The sequence below is a fragment of the Streptomyces sp. NPDC005070 genome (assembly GCF_053600395.1).
In genome coordinates this window covers 1-1,200 of sequence record NZ_JBSFZS010000553.1, presented here as the reverse complement: position 1 = coordinate 1,200, position 1,200 = coordinate 1, and the positions used below count along the sequence as shown (strand labels likewise).

2 protein-coding genes and 1 pseudogene are annotated in these 1,200 nt (G+C 67.4%); 1 reads left to right on the top strand and 2 read right to left on the bottom strand.

Annotated features, from left to right (window positions below):
- Both ACWEBX_RS41090 and ACWEBX_RS41085 read right to left on the bottom strand, forming a co-directional pair.
- Positions 1–253, bottom strand: a 253-nt coding sequence (locus ACWEBX_RS41090; RefSeq protein ID WP_451889773.1) for a hypothetical protein, incomplete at its 3' end; no start/stop codon positions are given.
- A complete protein-coding gene (locus ACWEBX_RS41085; RefSeq protein ID WP_451889772.1) occupies positions 240–509 on the bottom strand; it encodes a DUF6400 family protein in 270 nt (89 codons plus the stop codon). The genes ACWEBX_RS41085 and ACWEBX_RS41090, both read right to left, overlap by 14 nt.
- Before the next feature lie 168 nt (positions 510–677).
- Between ACWEBX_RS41085 and ACWEBX_RS41080 the strand changes: the two are divergent.
- Positions 678–1,130, top strand: a pseudogene (locus ACWEBX_RS41080) (lamin tail domain-containing protein); the annotation flags it as partial.
- Positions 1,131–1,200: the final 70 nt, after the last annotated feature.

Sequence of the window (1,200 nt, the reverse complement as noted above, 5' to 3'; positions counted from 1 at the left end):
GTCCGGGGCGGCCGCCCGTGATGCGGCTCCACAAGGACCGGGTGGCGCCGAATCCGGTCTCGTGGACCCAGACATGGGTGCACGACGGGCACTGCAGGTGGAGCAGGCTTCCGGCGGTGGAGAGCAGGTAGCGCCAGTGATCGGAGCACGACCGCCGCTGGTCGCAGGAAGCACATCCGTGACTGTCCGCGCAGTTCGGGCAGGTCACCCAGGCACGCCGCCCGACGTCGGCCTGCGGGTCAAGCGGCAGCACGGCCGTCTCCGCGATCGGGAAGCACGCCGGCCGCGACGAGGTCGTCGTACACGCGCCGCTGCTCCTCGTCGAGCCCGGAGTACAGGAGCGCGTACGCGGCCTCCTCCTGGCGCATCACCTCCATCGGGTCCCAGTCAGGGCCGAGGACGGCCAGGACCTGGGCCTGTCGCAGGACCTCCTGGGCGGTGAGGTCGACCGAGAATGCGACCAGCTCGGGGTCGGGGCCGCTGGGGAGCGGGGGGATTCGTGGGGCCATGGGAGAGAACTTAGGTATGCCTTTCTTGTCGGACAAGAGGAGGTGGGCGAAGTCACAGCGGGCCCGTGACCAGAGAGTCTTACGAGTCCCTCACAACTTCGCCATCCAGTGATCACATCATCGGTATGCTCGCGGGGCTTCATCCGCACCACCGAGGGGGGATTCCTCATGCGTATCCGCACTGCCCTGGCTGTCACCGCCGCCGCTGCCGGCACGCTCGCCGCCATCGCCACGGCTCCGGCCCAGGCCACGGAGTATTCGTCCGCGCTGAAGATCAAGGGCGTCCAGTACGACGCGCCCGGCCGGGACTCCAACAGCTGCTCCAGCGGCAACACGAAGAACGAGTACCTGACGATCAAGAACTACTCGTCGGGCACGACCGTGAACCTGAAGGGTTACGTCGTCAAGGACGCGACGGGCAACAAGTTCACCTTCCCGGCGAACCACTACCTGGAGCCCGGGGACTCCGTGAAGCTCCGCGGCGGCCACGGCACCGACTCGGACGCCGGCAACGTCGTCTACCGCCAGAACTGCAACTTCATCTGGAACAACGACAAGGACAGCATCTACCTGTACAAGTCGTCCGGCGCCCGTGCCGACGTCCACTCGTACACCAAGTCGGCCCGCGCTGGTCCTCCCCGCCGACGCGGGGGTGCTCCGATCTCTGAGGCGTACCGGATGATGGGCGGCT

Excerpts from the sequence above, each read along its gene's own strand:
- ACWEBX_RS41085 (WP_451889772.1), bottom strand. The coding sequence starts at position 509 with ATGGCCCCACGAATCCCCCCGCTCCCCAGCGGCCCCGACCCCGAGCTG.